The sequence below is a fragment of the Photobacterium rosenbergii genome (assembly GCF_003026455.1).
Lineage (GTDB): Bacteria > Pseudomonadota > Gammaproteobacteria > Enterobacterales > Vibrionaceae > Photobacterium > Photobacterium rosenbergii.
The window spans coordinates 1-17,103 of sequence record NZ_PYMB01000045.1; the positions used below are offsets into that span (position 1 = coordinate 1).

The 17,103-nt window shown below is 50.7% G+C and carries 15 protein-coding genes; 12 read left to right on the forward strand and 3 right to left on the reverse strand.

Annotated features, from left to right (window positions below; translation table 11 throughout):
- Positions 1-267 precede the first annotated feature (267 nt).
- The 3 genes from rpsO to nlpI all read left to right on the forward strand — a co-directional run bounded on the left by rpsO (position 268) and on the right by nlpI (position 3,992).
- Complete coding sequence (gene rpsO, locus C9J01_RS28695; RefSeq protein ID WP_005369538.1) at positions 268-537, forward strand: 30S ribosomal protein S15; 270 nt, start codon at positions 268-270, stop codon at positions 535-537.
- Positions 538-780: 243 nt separating this feature from the next.
- Positions 781-2,904 (forward strand): polyribonucleotide nucleotidyltransferase, encoded by a 2,124-nt coding sequence (pnp, locus tag C9J01_RS28700; RefSeq protein WP_107301474.1) that lies wholly within the window; start codon positions 781-783, stop codon positions 2,902-2,904.
- 173 nt (positions 2,905-3,077) lie between these two features.
- Positions 3,078-3,992 (forward strand): lipoprotein NlpI, encoded by a 915-nt coding sequence (nlpI, locus tag C9J01_RS28705; protein ID WP_187463761.1) that lies wholly within the window; start codon positions 3,078-3,080, stop codon positions 3,990-3,992.
- Positions 3,993-4,089: 97 nt separating this feature from the next.
- On the opposite strand, the gene C9J01_RS28710 is transcribed toward nlpI, so the two are convergent.
- From C9J01_RS28710 to C9J01_RS28720, 3 genes are all read right to left on the reverse strand, one after another.
- On the reverse strand, positions 4,090-4,965 hold the full coding sequence (locus C9J01_RS28710; protein WP_107301476.1) for a U32 family peptidase: 876 nt from the start codon (positions 4,963-4,965) through the stop codon (positions 4,090-4,092).
- A gap of 10 nt (positions 4,966-4,975) precedes the next feature.
- The gene (ubiU, locus tag C9J01_RS28715) at positions 4,976-5,983 is read right to left on the reverse strand and encodes a ubiquinone anaerobic biosynthesis protein UbiU (RefSeq protein WP_107301477.1); all 1,008 of its coding nucleotides are present in this window, start codon (positions 5,981-5,983) and stop codon (positions 4,976-4,978) included.
- Between the two features lie 157 nt (positions 5,984-6,140).
- A complete protein-coding gene (locus tag C9J01_RS28720) occupies positions 6,141-8,174 on the reverse strand; it encodes a sensor domain-containing protein (protein ID WP_107301478.1) in 2,034 nt (677 codons plus the stop codon).
- A 204-nt stretch (positions 8,175-8,378) separates the two neighbouring features.
- Between C9J01_RS28720 and ubiT the strand changes: the two genes are divergently transcribed.
- The 9 genes from ubiT to C9J01_RS28765 all read left to right on the forward strand — a co-directional run bounded on the left by ubiT (position 8,379) and on the right by C9J01_RS28765 (position 16,852).
- On the forward strand, positions 8,379-8,900 hold the full coding sequence (ubiT, locus tag C9J01_RS28725) for a ubiquinone anaerobic biosynthesis accessory factor UbiT (protein WP_107301479.1): 522 nt from the start codon (positions 8,379-8,381) through the stop codon (positions 8,898-8,900).
- Positions 8,890-9,393 carry a GNAT family N-acetyltransferase gene (locus C9J01_RS28730; protein ID WP_107301480.1) on the forward strand — a complete coding sequence of 168 codons (504 nt, stop codon included), beginning with the start codon at positions 8,890-8,892 and terminating at the stop codon, positions 9,391-9,393. Before ubiT ends, C9J01_RS28730 begins: the two co-directional genes overlap by 11 nt.
- Positions 9,394-9,507: 114 nt before the next feature.
- Positions 9,508-9,909 carry a DNA polymerase III subunit psi gene (locus C9J01_RS28735; RefSeq protein ID WP_107301481.1) on the forward strand — a complete coding sequence of 134 codons (402 nt, stop codon included), beginning with the start codon at positions 9,508-9,510 and terminating at the stop codon, positions 9,907-9,909.
- Positions 9,899-10,345: a ribosomal protein S18-alanine N-acetyltransferase gene (rimI, locus tag C9J01_RS28740; RefSeq protein WP_107301482.1), complete on the forward strand. Its 447-nt coding sequence runs from the start codon at positions 9,899-9,901 to the stop codon at positions 10,343-10,345. Before C9J01_RS28735 ends, rimI begins: the two co-directional genes overlap by 11 nt.
- Before the next feature lie 152 nt (positions 10,346-10,497).
- Complete coding sequence (gene prfC / locus C9J01_RS28745; protein WP_107301483.1) at positions 10,498-12,078, forward strand: peptide chain release factor 3; 1,581 nt, start codon at positions 10,498-10,500, stop codon at positions 12,076-12,078.
- 109 nt (positions 12,079-12,187) lie between these two features.
- Positions 12,188-14,413 carry a glycogen debranching protein GlgX gene (gene glgX, locus C9J01_RS28750; RefSeq protein ID WP_237157080.1) on the forward strand — a complete coding sequence of 742 codons (2,226 nt, stop codon included), beginning with the start codon at positions 12,188-12,190 and terminating at the stop codon, positions 14,411-14,413.
- Between the two features lie 2 nt (positions 14,414-14,415).
- Positions 14,416-14,601: a hypothetical protein gene (locus C9J01_RS28755; RefSeq protein ID WP_107301484.1), complete on the forward strand. Its 186-nt coding sequence runs from the start codon at positions 14,416-14,418 to the stop codon at positions 14,599-14,601.
- Entirely contained in the window at positions 14,591-15,385 is a 795-nt protein-coding gene (locus tag C9J01_RS28760) for a TatD family hydrolase (RefSeq protein ID WP_201797885.1), read from the forward strand. The genes C9J01_RS28755 and C9J01_RS28760 overlap by 11 nt, the downstream gene beginning before the upstream one ends.
- Positions 15,386-15,592: 207 nt before the next feature.
- The gene (locus C9J01_RS28765; RefSeq protein WP_107301485.1) at positions 15,593-16,852 is read left to right on the forward strand and encodes a NupC/NupG family nucleoside CNT transporter; all 1,260 of its coding nucleotides are present in this window, start codon (positions 15,593-15,595) and stop codon (positions 16,850-16,852) included.
- The last annotated feature ends 251 nt before the right edge of the window (positions 16,853-17,103 follow it).

Genomic DNA, 17,103 nt, shown 5'->3' on the forward strand with positions numbered 1-17,103 from the left:
GAATCGATAGATTCTTGAACTGCAGCAAGCTTAAACTCATCAGAAAAACTTCGTCGACTTACAACTTTCATATGAACACCTCTTATTCCTGATAAAGAGGTGTCTACTTTTAGGGAGTCACATCAGGACCAAGGACCAAGGACCCACTCTCCCAATAAATTCTCTTGTAGTTATTTTGCGCTCCACGTATAATCCGCGGCTCGGGTGTCGGCTGAATCAGAGATTGGCTGGCACAAATTAGAAACATCTTTGTATTAGGAATGAGTTATGTCTCTGAATGCAGAAACTAAAGCAGCAATCGTTGCTGAATACGCGCAGTGCGAAAACGACACTGGTTCTCCTGAAGTTCAGGTTGCTTTGCTAACAGCACAGATCAACCACCTTCAAGGTCACTTTGCTAACCACAAACACGACCACCACAGCCGTCGCGGTCTACTACGCATGGTTTCTCGTCGTCGTAAGCTTCTAGACTACCTAAAAGGTAAGAACCTAGATCGCTACCAAGACCTAATCAAGCGTCTAGGCCTACGTCGCTAAGATTGCTTTGAGAAAGGAGCCTTATGGCTCCTTTCTTTTTTCCGGTAATTTATCTCCATTCCACGAGTCGTTTTCGTCGACCTTGAGGTCGCGGCTAATGACAGTTCTTCCAGCGTTGAGAATTTTCATTAGTCGCGATACGTGAAATTGCGGTAAATTGCCTTACATCACATGACGCTTTTCCTTGTGTCAGATATACTTAACGGCGCAAATAGAAAGCGGAATAAATTTAAGGAAATTCACGTGAATCCTATCGTAAAGACTTTCCAGTACGGTAACCACACGGTTACCCTTGAAACTGGTGTTATGGCGCGTCAGGCGACCGCTGCTGTTATGGTTAGCATGGACGATACATCTGTATTCGTTTCTGTTGTAGGTAAGAAAGAAGCTGTTGAAGGCCAAGATTTCTTCCCGCTAACGGTTAACTACCAAGAGCGTACTTACGCTGCAGGTAAGATCCCTGGTGGTTTCTTCAAGCGTGAAGGTCGTCCATCTGAAGGCGAAACTCTGACAGCCCGTCTGATTGACCGTCCTATCCGTCCGCTATTCCCAGATGCATTCAAAAACGAAGTTCAGGTTATCGCGACTGTGGTTTCTGTAAACCCAGACGTTCAGCCTGACATCGTAACTATGATCGGTACTTCTGCTGCGCTTGCTATCTCTGGTATCCCGTTCAACGGCCCAATCGGTGCTGCGCGCGTAGGTTACATCAACGACCAGTTGGTTCTAAACCCAAGCAACACTGAACTAGAAGAAAGCAAGCTAGACCTAGTGGTTGCTGGTACTGACAACGCAGTACTTATGGTTGAGTCAGAAGCTGACCGCCTATCTGAAGAGCAGATGCTACAAGCGGTTGTTTACGGCCACGACCAGCAGCAGGTTGTTATCAACGCAATCAACGAGTTCGCAGCTGAAGTTGCTACTCCTGCATGGGAATGGGAAGCACCAGCAGTTAACACTGAGCTAAAAGCTCGTGTTGCAGAGCTTGCTGAAGCTCGTCTAACTGACGCTTACCAGATCACTGAAAAAATGGCGCGCTACGAGCAAGTAGGCGTTATCAAGAACGAAGCGGTTGAAGCGCTTCTAGCTCAAGACGAGACTCTAGACGAGCGCGAAATCCGCGGTATGCTAGGTTCTCTAGAGAAGAACGTTGTACGTAGCCGCATCATCGCGGGTAACCCACGTATCGATGGCCGTGAAAAAGACATGGTTCGTGCGCTAGACGTACGCACTGGCGTTCTTCCACGTACCCACGGTTCTTCTCTGTTCACCCGTGGTGAAACTCAGGCGCTAGTTACTGCGACTCTGGGTACCCAGCGTGATGCTCAGATCATCGACGAGCTAACTGGTGAGCGTAAAGATCACTTCCTGCTACACTACAACTTCCCTCCATACTGTGTGGGCGAGACAGGCTTTGTAGGTTCACCTAAGCGTCGTGAAATCGGCCACGGTAAACTAGCTAAGCGCGGTATTGCTGCAGTAATGCCTTCTGTTGACGAGTTCCCATACACAGTACGTGTAGTATCGGAAATCACTGAATCTAACGGTTCTTCTTCAATGGCTTCTGTATGTGGTACGTCTCTTGCGCTGATGGACGCGGGTGTGCCAATCAAAGCATCGGTTGCGGGTATCGCAATGGGTCTTGTGAAAGAAGGCGACGACTTCGTTGTTCTTTCTGACATCCTAGGTGACGAAGACCACCTTGGTGACATGGACTTCAAAGTAGCGGGTACTGAAGACGGTATCACTGCACTGCAGATGGATATCAAGATCGAAGGTATCACTAAAGAAATCATGCAGATTGCCCTGAACCAAGCGAAAGGTGCGCGTACGCACATCCTTAGCGTGATGGACGAAGCAATCAACGCTCCTCGTGAAGAGATTTCTGAGTTCGCTCCGCGTATCCACACGCTGAAGATCAACCCAGAGAAGATCAAAGACGTTATCGGTAAGGGTGGTGCAGTTATCCGTGCACTAACGGAAGAAACTGGCACAACTATCGAAATCGAAGACGACGGTACTGTGAAGATCGCTGCGACTGAAGGTACTGCTGCGAAAGAAGCTATCCGCCGTATCGAAGAGATCACTGCTGACGTTGAAGTTGGCCGTATCTACACCGGTAAAGTTATGCGTATCGTAGACTTCGGTGCATTCGTATCGGTTATCGGTGCGAAAGAAGGTCTTGTTCACATTTCTCAGATCTCTCAGGAGCGCATCGAGAAAGTGGCTGATCACCTAGAAATGGGTCAGGAAGTTAAGGTTAAGGTACTGGAAATCGACCGCCAGGGCCGTATCCGCCTGAGCATGAAAGAAGCACAAGCTGAACTGAACCCAGCACCAGCTGGCGAAGAGAAGCCAGAAGCATAAGGCTTTTTGCTAAAAGCATGATATAAAGGGGCTATTCAGCCCCTTTTTTTATTTTATTGAGAGCTCACCGGAAAATCCCTCGCAATAATTGCCCCGGAGAACGCGGTTGCGTCTCTTATGGGCTACCATGGTATATGCTAGAGATAGACGTGTCTCACTCAGGGAGAACTGCATTGATTGCAAATAGGATAAAATTCGCGTGCCTGGCGCTGGTCTTGATATTGTCAGGCTGTTCAACACCCAAATCCCAATGGACTCAGCCGCCGATGGCTGTGCCGTTCCAGCCGACTATCCAGCAACAGATCCAGCTGGCGAGGATCGATCAGCTACTTCAACGTGACGATCTGGACAGTGAAACCTTGGCTCAGGTGTATTACGAGCGTGGCCTGCTGCACGACAGCCTGGGCTTGCGTGACCTGGCCCGTTTGGACTTCAACCAGTCGCTTTCTCTCAAACCCAACCAACCTGATGTATTCAATATTCTTGGGGTTTACTTTACCCAGGGTGCCCACTTTGATGCGGCCTATGAAGCGTTTGATTCTACCCTTGAGCTGAATGTCCGCCACCCATTTGCCCAACGTAACCGTGGTATCGCCCTTTACTACGGCGGACGCTATGAATTGGCGTTGGAGGATCTCAATGCCCACTACCAACAGAACATCAATGATCCTTACCGAGTGATTTGGTTGTATCTGACCGAGCTTGAGCAAGATCCTGCAACTGCGGCCGAGAAACTGCGCAGCCGCTACAATGCTGCCACCGACAACAATGACTGGGGTTGGCAGATTGTCCGCCTATACATGGACGATGTTAGCGAATCTGAGTTCCTGCGCCAGATTGCCACAGAAAGTGAAGATAATGATGTGCTGGCCGAGCGTTTGACTGAAGCGTATTTCTATCTGGGTAAGCGCTACCACCACAACAAGGATTTCTCATCAGCCCTGATGCTCTACAAGCTGACGCTTGCCGGCAACGTATATGAGTTTGTTGAGCACCGCTTTGCCCTGCTCGAGCTAAACCGCCTGATGGCAGAAGTCAGTATTAACCAGCCTATCGCCCCACCGGCTGAGCCGGAAGAAGAAGCCTAAGCTCGCTTCGCCTTTGAATAGATAAACAAAAGCCGCGGTCTTCCGCGGCTTTTCTCGTTCAAGGCTGCTGCTATGGCACGCAAGCATGACTGCTGGGTTACTCTATGTTGAGTCCCGCTAGGTTGTGCCAGTAGCCGTTGCAGTGGTGTCCGCCTTCCAGTGGGTGCTTGTGCTCGCCATGTTGGTTGGCACGGAAGGTATCGACCAGTGAAAGGGTATCGATACCCAGCGGGCTGAGGCGCACCACATCCACCAAGCCTGCCATACCCGGCTGATCGTTGATCAGGTTGTAACAGTAACCTGACTGGGTCTGGATACCATTGAGGGTAAAGACTTTCTGCTCTTCCTGGCTGTTGACGGTGATCCCTGTCGGGTACTTGATACAGCAGGTTTCGCAGTCGTCCTTGGCACGGTCTTCGGCACGGGCGGTGAAGCAGCGCGCCGAGTAGGCTAGCGGCAGGTAGCCATAGCTGAAGACTTCGGTTTCGAATTTGTCGCGGATCCCCATCTGGTCACACTCATTGTCAACGTTCTGTAGCCATTGGCGAGATAGCTCAACCGGCATACACCAGCGGATCATGCCCTTTTTCAAAAAAAGGTTGAGGGTCTGGGCGTTATAGCAGTTCACGGCCGGGCCAACCACAAATGGCACCTTGTGCTCATGCGCCAGTTGGATAGCCGATACATCGTTGGCTTCAATCGCAAAGTCACCGTTATCAATGTATTTCTTCATCACATTGACTTCGCTTGGGGCTTCAAGCAATGCCATGGTCGACAGTACTACCTGCTTACCGCTGGCCGATAGGTCTTTGGCAATATCGAACCAGTGGGCCGGTTTCATCTCGCGGCGCTTGGAGCAGACTGTTTCGCCAAGGTAGATAATATCGGTGTTGGCGTCTTTGGCTTGTTGGTAGAACGCCTCGACATCCATTTTTGGCCAGAAATACAGTAGGGGGCCAAGTGAGTATTTCATTATTGGCTCCTTATTGCCATTTACGGTGGTAGGCACCGAGGGTGGTTTGTTTACCTTCCGACACATTACCGAGACAGGCATTCCAAGCTGGGTCAACACTGTAGTTTTCAGGTGATGCCAGATAGCGGTCAATCGCGGCACGCCAGGTACGGGTGACCTGTTCAACATAGGCAGGGCTACGTTGGCGGCCTTCGATTTTCACTGAAGAGATATTGGCCTTGAACAGCTCAGGTAAGATTTCCAGCGTATTAAGGCTAGTAGGCTCTTCAAGGGCGTGGTAACGTCGGTCTTCCCCGTCTAGGTTAACATCGAAGCGGCCCTTGCACAGCGTCGGGTAGCCCGCATTCTCACCATGGGCATAGCGGTCAATCAGCACTTCGTTGAGGCGGGATTCCAAGCCGGTAGGGGTTTCCTGCCAGCGGACAAACTTAGCCGGCGAGCAGGCACCAACGGTATTCGGTGACTCGCCTGTCATATAAGACGACAGGTAGCAGCGCCCTTCCGACATAATGCACAAGCTACCGAAGGCGAACACTTCCAGTTCGACATCCGTATTACGGGCAAGCTGTTTGACTTGGTGGATAGACAAAACCCTAGGCAGCACCACTCGCTTGACATTGAAGTTCTGACGATAGAAATCAATGGCAGCAGTATTGGTCGCTGAAGCTTGCACCGAAAGGTGAAGTTCAAGATCCGGGTACTTGGTGGCGGCATACTCCAATACCGCGATGTCAGCCACAATCAGTGCATCAACACCCATAGCCGCGGCATTGTCGACCGCATTGCGCCAGCGGTCGAAGCCATCAGGGTGGGCAAAGGTGTTGAGGGCAACATGCAGTTTACGGTCGTGATCACGCACGTACTGCACAGCTTTTTCGAGTTTACGTCCTGTAAAGTTTAAACCTGCAAAGTGGCGCGCATTGGTGTCGTCTTTGAAACCGATATATACCGCGTCGGCGCCGTTATCAATGGCAGTTTTAAGCGCGGGTAAGTTGCCCGCGGGGCAGAGTAGCTCCATATTATTTTTATCTACCAGTGTGGGAAAGAAAGTAATAAGAGCAAATATTAGGGGGCGGGCTGCCCGCGTGTTTTGATGTCAGGCAGGTTTTGTTGATTTAGGACAACTTATTTTCCACTTTTGTAGAGCCCAAGATTCATTATTGGTAGCTATTCAACTAATGGTGATTATGCTTGTGAAGCGTGGCTTCCAGCTCATTTTTCGGTAATGGCTTGTAGAAGTGGAAGCCTTGGATGGCATTGCAATCGAGGTTGGACAACAGGGTAGCCTGCTGGCGGGTTTCAACCCCTTCGGCGACCACGCTCATGTTGAGGGACTTACCGAGGTTGATGATGTTCTCGATTAGGGTCAGCTGTTTGGGAACATCCTCGATGTCCTTGATAAACGCACGGTCTATTTTGAGTTCGTCCAGCGGGAAGCGGGCGAGATAAGACAGTGACGAGTAGCCGGTACCGAAATCATCAATCGAAAGTGAGAAGCCGAGCTTTTTGATGGCATTGAGCATTTGGATGGTATGTTCACCATCACTCATTACCGCACTTTCGGTAAGCTCGAAGGTAATATCGTTGGGGTTGACCCCGGTAGCCCTGCGAAGTTTGTCGACAAACTGGATGAGGTTAGGGTTACCGAACTGCTGGGGGGACAAGTTGATCGCAACCTTGCCCGGCAAGAGGCCTTGGGTTTTCCAGTAACGGACCGTGGTAAAGACCTCGCGCATCACGACTTGGCCTAACTGTTCGATAAGCCCGGACCGTTCGGCGACCGGGATAAACTGGGCTGGGCTTATGTAGCCTTCAACCGGATGTTTCCAACGCACCAATGCCTCGGCACCGTTAATTGAGAAGTCCCGAGCGTGGACTTTAGGTTGATACCACACCTCAAGGCCGTTGTTTTGCAGCGCTTTTTGCAGTTCGATTTCAAGCCATAGCTGCATCCGCGCTTCTTTGTTCATCTCTTCACTGAACTTGACGGCGCGGTTGCGGCCGCGATTTTTTGCCTCGTACATGGCCGTATCGGCATTTTGTAGCAAGATGCGGGCGTCGTTACCGTCTCCCGGATATTGCACCATACCGATAGAGCAGGCGAGGTGCTTGCTGAAATGGTGCAAATCGAAAGGTTGGTTGATCAGGGCAATGACTTGCTCGGCGATGAGGTTCCCTTGCTGTTGATGCTCAGGGTTAGGTAGCAAGATAGTAAATTCATCCCCGCTGAGGTGGCCGATAATGGCATCATCTGGCAGCAGGCGTTTTAAGCGCTGGGAAATTTCTTGCAGTACCTGATCACCGATATGGTGCCCCAACGAGTCATTGATATTTTTGAAGTTGTCAATGTCCAGGTACAGCATCACCAATGGGATCTGCTGATTGATCAATTGCTCAAGCTGGTGGCTGGTACCATGGCGGTTGAGCAGCCCGGTGAGCGGATCCGTATGTATCGATGATTCGATCTTTTGGGGCTTCGCTACTGTCGGTGCATAAGATTTTAGGATCACTAGTTGGGCCGATGTACCCAGCACCTCAACCGGTGAAGTCGAGAGTTGCAATGTTTGTTGCTGTGGGCAGTGGCGGCTGGTTTGGCAAAGCCAAGCCTCACCTTGCTGCAGGGAAGCTAATTGGGCCCGGGTCACGGGCTGTTGCTGGTTATCGACAACCAGCTTGCTGAACGCTTTGCCTTTTAGATCGTTGGGATGCTCAAAGCCAAGGATCAGGGCGGCTTTATCATTGGCCGAGATGACGGTGTCGTCCTCGACAATACAGCTGCCGTCATGCATCAATCGATTCAGGGTGTGCAGATGCTTTTCGTGTTCTTGGATAGCGTTGGTCAGGATTTGGCGTTCAGAGGTATCGACACAATGCAGCACGATATGGGTGATTTTGCCGTCTTCGCTATGGAGCGGGGAGAGGCTAAAGTGCATGCTGGTATCATGGTGGTTGTCATCGAGGATGACTTCGCTTTCCAGCGTTTCACCGTTGAAAGCCCGCTTGTAGTAGGGGCGCATCGAGTGATAAAAGGTTTTGCCAAGGGTGTCGACATCGCTAAGCCCGATTAACTCGTCTCGGCTTAAGCCACTGAGCTCGCAGTATCGGTTGTTGACCATTAAATACTTATGCTGATGATCTAGGACAGCAAACAGGAATGGGCTGTGATCAGTCAGGAGGGGAAACCAATGGTTCAGTTGCTCTGTCGGCATGATCTTGGGTTATTTTTCCGTATGTTACTGCCATCCAGTGGCGAGGTGGCAGGTGGGTTTGCATCCACTATATCGAGGTCATTGGCACAATACCAAACTTTAGCCGAACAAAGCTGTATTTTTTGACTCAAGGCATAAAATTACAGCCATGTCTTGCCATACAATCACTAAATATATGCGACCGACTACAGGAAAAATAATTCAGTGATTGCTCAACTTAGAAAACAACTGGTACAGAATGGCCCAGCCCTATTACGTGTGCCTGCCAAGCTAGCCCCTTTCCCCCTTCAGAAGAAAGTTATGTTGGAAGGCTTGGCGATGGTATTCAAAGAAGCACTGGAAGATGGTGATTTCGAGTTTCTTGAAGATCGCTGGCTCAAAGTGGAAGTGCGTGATTTGGATCTGCGTTGGTATATCAGTTACCAGAATGAGCAATTGGTGGTGGCAGAGCACGTTGAGCAGGAAGATGTCAGCTTCAGCGGCGAATGCAACGATCTGGTATTAATTGCCGCTCGCAAGGAAGATCCTGATACACTGTTCTTCCAACGTCGTCTTCGTATCGAAGGGGATACTGAACTTGGCTTGGAAGTGAAGAACCTGATGGACAGTATCGATTTGGATTCACTTCCTGCCCCGGTTAAATTTGTACTGCACCAGTCAGCAGATTTCATCCACAAAGGTATGCAGTCTGCTTCTGGGCAAGAAGAGGTCATGAATGCTCATTAGATCTGAGGCTCCGGCCGATATTATGCCGATCGACAACCTGCTCAAATCCGTGTTTGATACGGAGGCCGAAGCTGAGTTGGTTATGCGGTTGCGGGAAAATGGCAACCGCACCCTATCACTGGTGGCATGCAATGACGATGGCGAGCTGGTTGGCCACTTATTTTTTAGCCCTGTGATGCTGGATGGTGAAGATCATAACTGGCAGGGATTGGCACCGATGGCGATTAAGCCTGAGTACCAGCGTCAGGGTCTTGGTCAGGCGATGCTGGAAGAGGCCAAACAAACCCTAGCCGAACTTGGCTACCCGGTCATCGTAGTACTGGGCCACCCAGAGTATTACCCAAAAGCAGGCTTTACCCCTGCAGCCCCGCAAGGGATCCAATGCCCTTGGCCGGTACCGGAAGAGGCTTTCATGGTACTGGAAGTTGTGCCGGGTGCCATTGATGGTAAGACCGGTATGATCAGCTATTGCGAAGAGTTCAACGCCCTATAGCTTGCTATAACGAACCGTTTCATGAAAATACCACCGCAAGGTGGTATTTTTTTAGGTTTGGGTACAAGTTCTGGTAGTATTCCCGGCCAAAGTGAACATCATCAAGGTGAGTAGATGAAACAGCGTGATTTACAGTTGATGAAGGCAATCGGCTTAACCTATTGGCAGGTCCGCAAACCGGGCTTTTTTCCCGATCAGGAACAGCCAGTGATCGATCTGCCGGACAGCTGTCAGTTGTTGTTTGTCTGTGATGAAGAGCTGGATGAGCACGACCGTTGGCTGTTTGGCCGGATCCTTGGCAGCATGAAGCTGACCCCGGAACAAGCCCTGTGTGTGCCTGCCGCTGCTGTTGAGCAAGTGCGTGAGCACCACCTTAAATGGTGTTGGGTTGCCGGCTGTGAAGCTGCCCATCCGGCTGATTGCCAATTGCTAACGTCTGACTCACTGAAATCAATGCATACCAATCCCGGCGCGAAAAAAGCGCTGTGGCAACAAATTTGTTCTTATGACGCATAACATTGTGACCTTGGCGCCCCATCATCTCGATGATGTTTGGCGCATCGAGCAAGCCGCCCATGCTTTTCCATGGGCCGAATCGCTGATCCGTAAAGAGCCGAATAAATTGGCTTTGAATTGCGGGCTGGAAATTGACGGCCAGTTGGTCGGTTACTGTTTCGGCCAGCTGGTAGCCGGTGAAGCGACCTTGCTGAATATTGCTATTGACCCGGCCTGCCAGGGCAAGGGCTACGGCAAGATATTGCTGGAAGGCTTTATTGAGTTGGTCGGACAGCAAAAAGGCGAGGAAGTCTGGTTGGAAGTCAGGGAAAGCAATACCCGTGCCTACCAGCTGTATGAGTCGTTGGGCTTCAACGAAATTAATCGCCGTGAAGGCTATTACCCAGCAGACAATGGCCGGGAAGATGCCCTGATCATGACGTATTTAGTCATGTAGCTTTTTCCTGTCTTTGTTGGTGCACCTTGGTTGCGTGTTACCGCTGTCTCTTTGGGCGGAGTTTGCGTATAATTCCGCCATCTTTATCGCACCGGCTTGCGAAATTCGCAGTCGCTCGATTATTGAAATCTCTAACAGGATTATCAACGCTTATGTCTTTTCTACCTGAAGTGAACAAACGCCGTACGTTTGCGATCATTTCTCACCCGGATGCGGGTAAAACAACCATTACTGAAAAAGTCCTGCTATTCGGAAACGCGATCCAGAAAGCAGGTACCGTAAAGGGCCGTGGCTCTAACCAGCATGCTAAGTCAGACTGGATGGAAATGGAAAAAGAACGTGGTATCTCGGTAACCACGTCGGTAATGCAGTTCCCTTACAATGATTGTCTGGTAAACCTGCTAGATACCCCGGGACACGAAGATTTCTCGGAAGATACCTACCGTACCCTGACTGCCGTTGACTCATGCCTGATGGTTATCGATGCGGCGAAAGGTGTCGAGGATCGTACCCGTAAGCTGATGGAAGTTACCCGTCTGCGTGATACGCCGATCGTAACCTTCATGAACAAATTGGACCGCGATATCCGCGACCCGATGGAACTGCTTGACGAAGTAGAAACCGAGCTGAACATGGCGTGTGCGCCGGTATCATGGCCGATCGGTTGTGGTAAAGAGTTCAAGGGTGTGTACCACATCCACCGCGACGAGACGATTTTGTACAGCACGGGCCAAGGTCACACCATCCAGGAGCAGCGCATCATCAAGGGTCTGGATAACCCAGAGCTAGATGTAGCTGTAGGCGATGACCTTGCCGAGCAACTGCGTGAAGAGCTTGAGTTGGTGATTGGTGCCTCGCATGAGTTCGACCGCGAATTGTTCCTGAGCGGTGAGCTGACGCCGGTCTTCTTCGGTACTGCACTGGGTAACTTCGGTGTTGACCATATGCTTGACGGCCTCACCGAATGGGCCCCTGCGCCGATGCCGCGCAAGGCCAACGAGCGTGAAGTTGAAGCGACGGAAGAGAAGTTCTCGGGCTTTGTTTTCAAGATTCAGGCAAACATGGACCCTAAACACCGTGACCGCATTGCATTTATGCGTATCGTATCGGGTACCTACAGCCAGGGCATGAAGATGAACCATGTCCGTACTGGTAAGAACGTCAGTATTTCTGATGCTGTAACTTTCATGGCCGGTGACCGTGCTCGCGCAGACAAAGCGTATGCAGGTGATATTATCGGTTTGCACAACCACGGTACGATTCAGATCGGTGATACCTTCACTCAGGGGGAAAACCTGAAATTTGCCGGTATCCCTAACTTTGCACCGGAATTGTTCCGCCGTATCCGCCTGAAAGATCCATTGAAGCAGAAGCAGCTGCTAAAAGGCTTGGTACAGCTATCGGAAGAGGGCGCGGTACAGGTGTTCCGCCCACTACAGAACAACGACCTTATCGTTGGTGCCGTCGGTGTGCTTCAGTTTGATGTGGTGGTTGCCCGTCTGAAAGCAGAATACAACGTTGAAGCTATCTATGAAGGTGTTAACGTGGCGACAGCCCGCTGGGTTGAGTGCGATGACACTAAGAAGCTGGAAGAATTCAAGCGCAAGAACCAGTCTAACCTGGCGCTGGACGGCGGTGATAACCTGTCTTACATCGCGCCGACAATGGTTAACCTGAACTTGGCCAAAGAGCGATTCCCTGAGGTTGATTTCCGTGCAACGCGCGAGCACTAATTTGCGCTAAGCCACGTTTATCAGGCCAGACATCGAAGCCGTCACATTGTGACGGCTTTTTTTATACTTTTTGTGAAGCTTGCCGCTACCCGCAGTGGGTGGGTCTACTATGCTGGTTATGCAAGTTGGCGCAGTGGTTGCATTGATTGCATTAGCATTGAAAAAGGCAGAGACGGAAAACCATAAGGATGATGGCATGAACAGGGTAGATGAACTAGGCACCTCACTGAGTACCGCGTTAGCAGCGGACAACCAGATATACACCCTGCCCGGCGAGGCATTCCCGCTTGGCTCATCGGTCCGTGAGGGTGGGGTAAATTTCAGCCTCTATTCCAAAGACGCGACAAGGGTCACCTTACACTTATTTGCCAGTGCCGACGCTACTGGGCCTTTCCGATCGTTTGAATTGAGTCCGGCACTGCACAAACGTGGCCATTACTGGTTTATTTTTGTCGGCAATATTGGTCATGGCCAGTATTACGGGTTTCAGGTTGATGGGCCGTGGCGACCTGAGCGGGGATTGCGTTTTGATAGTGACAAGATCCTGATCGATCCCTACAGCCATGCTGTTGGCTTTGGTCGCAGTTACAGCCGCCAACGAGCTATCGACCCGGGCGACAATATGGATGCTTGCATGAAGAGTATTGTTGTCGATCATAGCGATTTTGATTGGCAGGGGGACGTCGCCCCGCGTCATTCATTGACCGATACCATCATCTATGAGATGCATGTGGCCGGCTTCACCCGCCATCCCTCTTCCGGGGTTAACGCGGCCAAAAAAGGCACTTTCTCGGGGATCATCGAAAAAATCCCTTACCTCAAATCACTCGGCGTCACTGCGGTCGAGCTGATGCCGGTGCAGCAGTTTGATATTGATGATGCGCCGGAAGGGCGGGATAACTATTGGGGCTACAGCCCGATCAATTTCTTTGCGGTCCATGCTGATTACAGCGTCGAGAAAGCCCCCCTGAGTGCCATTGATGAATTCAAAACCCTAGTCCGAGAGTTGCACAAAGCCGATATTGAGGTGATCCTCGATGTGGTTTTCAACCATACCTCAGAAGGTGATGAGCACGGGCCGACGTTTTGCTTCAAGGGGCTACAGAACGGGGCTTATTACCTGCTGGACAAGAAAACAGGGTCCTACGGCAACTACAGCGGGTGTGGTAATACCTGCAACGCCAACCACAGCGTCCTGCGCCGGATGATCATCGATGCGCTACATTACTGGGTGACCGAGATGCATGTTGATGGCTTCCGTTTCGATTTAGCTTCGGTATTGGCGCGTGACAGCCAGGGCCACCCAATGAAAGAGCCGCCGCTGCTGTGGTCGATAGATTCGGATCCTATTTTATGTAGCACCAAGATCATCGCCGAGGCATGGGATGCTGCAGGGTTATATCAGGTGGGCTCCTTCATTGGTGACCGCTGGAATGAGTGGAACGGAAAATACCGTGATGACGTCAGGGCATTCTGGCGCGGTGATGCCGGTTATGTTAGCCGGTTCGCCTCTCGGATTTTAGGGTCACCGGATATGTACTGCAGCCAACACCACTCTCCCCATCGTTCGGTGAATTTCATCTGTGCCCATGATGGTTTTACCCTCAACGATCTGGTGAGCTACAGTGAGAAGCACAACGAGGCCAACGGGGAAGGTAACCGTGACGGCGACAATCATAACCTGTCGAGTAACTACGGGGTCGAAGGGCCGACGGAAATCGCAGAAATAGAGTCCCTGCGCCACCGCCAGTGCAAGAATATGATGGCGACCTTGTTCTTGTCGCTCGGTACCCCGATGCTCAATATGGGGGACGAGGTACGCCGTACCCAACAGGGCAATAATAACGCCTATTGCCAGGATAATGAGATCAGTTGGTTTGACTGGGGCTTGGTGGATACCCACAGGGACTTGCTGCGTTTTGTCACCCATCTCAGCCAGTTGCGTACCGCTGAGCCGACCATAGATTGGAACATGCACATGTCGCTCAACTCGGTTTTGGAAGATGTTGGGATCCGCTGGCATGGTATCCAGCCCGATCAACCTGACTGGTCGGAAAACTCGCATTCTATCGCGCTGACGGTGTACCACCCAATCACCCAGGATGAGTTATACGTGATTTGTAACGCCTTCTGGGATCCACTCGAGTTTACTCTGCCAGATCGTCACTGCAGTGATTGGCATTTGGTGATTAACACCGCTAAGCCATCACCCCATGACATCTATCCCATTGATGAAGCGCCACTCTATACCCGCGATACCATTTTGGCGACGGGACGTAGTATGATCGTTATGGTTGCCAAGGCCACAACACAGAAAAGCCAACAGGATAGATAGCCATGATGTCGTTGATTAAGCGTGGGGTAGCGGCGTACGACCGCTGGTGTGAGAAGATGGGCCTAGTGCCCGAGAACCGCCGCTGCTGTGCGCCGGTGCGCTATGATGCCGATGACCCACGCCACCCCGCGAACAAACGGGGTAAACAAGAAAGTTGCTCAGCACAGGCCAAGTCGCATGCTGATTGACAGCCATTGCCACTTTGACTTTGAGCCGTTTTGTGAAGATCCCGAGTATTACTTGGGATTATCACAACAGGCCGGGGTGGGAAAAATTGTCATCCCAGCCATTGGCCAGCGCAACTGGCATGCTGTACGTGGTCTAGCAAAGCGTTTTCCCAGCCTGTATTTCGCTTTGGGGTTACATCCCTTCTTCAGTGCAGAACATGATGCTAATGCTTTGAATCAATTGGAGTCAGAGTTAGCTACCGAGGCTGCATTGCGGGAAAAGGATCACTCTCGCTGCGTTGCGGTCGGGGAATGTGGGCTAGACTTTGCCATTGCGGATGCCGATCAGGATCAACAGATTTCTGTATTTGTCGCCCAACTACAGTTGGCTAACCGTTTTGAATTACCTGTAATCATGCACTGTCGCAAGGCGTTCCCAGAGCTCCTTCGGGAGTTGCGGCAAAACACGCCGATAGCTGGTGGGGTATACCATGGTTTTAGTGGTAGCTATCAACAAGCGAAGCAACTTATTGATCTAGGTATCAAAATTGGTGTCGGGGGAACGATTACCTATCGCCGAGCCAACAAGACTCGCAGTACAATAGCGGCACTGCCACTCGATGCATTGTTGCTGGAGACGGATGCGCCAGACATGCCCGTGGCAGGGTTTCAGGGAGAGCCAAACCGACCCGATCGGTTAGTGAATGTGCTGGATGAACTTTCAGCGATCAGAACGGAAACCGAACAGGAAATTAAGCAGGCAACTAGCTTAACCACCGCTGAACTTTTCCGTATCCGGATGTGAATGAACATCACAAAATAAACGTTTGCGTAAAACGTTTGCGTGAAAGTGTGATGAGCCTCACGTTTGGAATTGAACTTTCACTCTCTTTCCTTGCAAAGTGTGAAGTCGGCGTTATTTTATCCGCCGCAGCATGAGTATAATGCGCCGGACTCTTAATTGAGCCGAATTGTCGAGACGCCAAACTTAACTAAAGGGAAGCCATAAACTATGAGCATGTTTATGAGCCTGGTTGGGATGGCAGTACTGCTAGGTCTTGCAGTACTACTATCTGATAACCGTAAAGCTATCAATCTACGTACTGTGGGTGGTGCATTTGCCATCCAATTCTGTTTGGGTGCATTTGTTCTTTATGTACCTGTTGGCCGTGACGTGCTATATGGCATGTCTACAGCTGTTGCTAACGTTATCGCTTACGGTAACGATGGTATCAACTTCCTATTCGGTGGCCTAACTTCAGACAAAATGTTTGAAGTATTCGGTGGCGGCGGCTTCGTGTTTGCCCTACGCGTACTACCAGTAATCGTTTTCTTCTCTGCACTGATCAGCGTACTTTACTACCTGGGCATCATGCAGGTTGTGATCAACATCCTAGGTGGTGGTCTACAGAAAGCGCTAGGTACTTCTCGTGCCGAATCAATGTCTGCAACAGCTAACATCTTCGTTGGTCAAACGGAAGCACCTTTGGTTATCCGTCCGTTCGTACCAAAAATGACTCAGTCTGAGCTGTTTGCGGTAATGTGTGGTGGTCTGGCGTCTGTAGCAGGTGGTGTACTTGCTGGTTACGCATCTATGGGTGTTCCTCTAGAGTACCTAATCGCCGCTTCATTCATGGCAGCTCCGGGTGGTCTTCTATTTGCTAAGATCATCAAGCCTGAAACTGAAGAAGCTGTTGAGCAGCTTGCAAGCGACGCAACTGAAGGCGACGACAAGCCGGCTAACGTTATCGACGCAGCAGCAGCGGGTGCATCTTCTGGTATGCAGCTTGCGCTAAACGTTGGTGCAATGCTTCTAGCGTTTATCGGTCTAATCGCGCTAATCAACGGTATGCTAGGTGGCATCGGTGGTTGGTTCGGTATGCCTGAGCTTACTCTGGAACTTATCCTAGGTTACGTATTCTCTCCTCTTGCATTCCTAATCGGTGTGCCATGGGAAGAAGCAACAATCGCTGGTTCTTTCATCGGTCAGAAACTGGTTGTTAACGAATTCGTTGCTTACCTGAACTTTGCCCCATACCTAGCGGAAGGTGCTGCAGTTACTCTATCTACGAAGACTGAAGCAATCATCTCGTTCGCTCTATGTGGTTTCGCAAACCTATCTTCAGTAGCAATCCTACTGGGTGGTCTAGGTGGTCTGGCGCCAAGCCGTCGCCACGATATCGCACGCTTCGGTATGAAAGCTGTTGCCGCTGGTACGCTTTCTAACCTGATGTCTGCAACTATCGCAGGTCTATTCATCAGCCTTGCTTAATCCAAGCACGCTGAAAGCCTGATAAAACGCCGCGGGAAACCGCGGCGTTTTTGTATGTGAAAAACACGGGTTTCTGGTTCCTGGGTCCTAGATCCTGGGAAGAGCAGAAGCAGAGCGAGGAAGGGCGGTTCCTAGATGTATGGACTCCCTCTCCCTGAGGAGTTACGGTCTTAATCCGACGAAAGATTAGCCAAAAGGAGTCCATACATGAACGACCTTAATACATTGGCCATCGACTTAGCAAAGAATGT